The following is a 480-nucleotide window of genomic DNA, read 5'->3' on the forward strand; positions in this document are numbered from 1 at the left end:
CCACCGCTAGCGATGTGGCATTCACGTATTCGTTCTAACAGTCGCAGATCTTCAATAGACCGATCAGACAGTGGCTTTTTCAACCAAGCATAATAACCGCTTCGATGAATTTTAAAGACGTGACACATCAATTGAACAGAGTGTTCTTTTTGGTGGTCTCGAACAAAGGCGTACTTTACTCTGGGTTGTTGGCAAAGTACCTTGCGGCCTTTTTTAGAATGTCACGCTCCTCCGTGATTCGTCTCAGTTCAGACTTGAGTCGAGCATTCTCAGAGGCTAAATCAAGGTCTTCGGATGGTTGAGAATGCGGCTCTCCATACTTTTTGATCCAAGCGTATAAACTATGGGTGGTTGTATCGAGCCGTTGAGCCACTTCAGCAACAGAATAACCACGCTCTGTCACTTGTTTAACCGCTTCTCTTTTAAATTCTTCAGGGTAACGTTTGGACTTCATAATACACCTCTTATTTAACTAGATTT

At 43.3% G+C, this 480-nt stretch carries 1 protein-coding gene; it reads right to left on the bottom strand.

Annotation, left to right across the window (positions count from 1 at the left end; all coding sequences use genetic code 11):
- Positions 1-175 precede the first annotated feature (175 nt).
- Positions 176-454: a transposase gene (locus V6259_RS19630; RefSeq protein WP_341585966.1), complete on the bottom strand. Its 279-nt coding sequence runs from the start codon at positions 452-454 to the stop codon at positions 176-178.
- Positions 455-480: the final 26 nt, after the last annotated feature.

Origin of the sequence: Marinomonas sp. TI.3.20, from assembly GCF_038155025.1 — a bacterium.
Lineage (GTDB): Bacteria > Pseudomonadota > Gammaproteobacteria > Pseudomonadales > Marinomonadaceae > Marinomonas > Marinomonas flavescens.

Excerpts from the sequence above, each read along its gene's own strand:
- V6259_RS19630 (WP_341585966.1), bottom strand. The coding sequence starts at position 454 with ATGAAGTCCAAACGTTACCCTGAAGAATTTAAAAGAGAAGCGGTTAAA.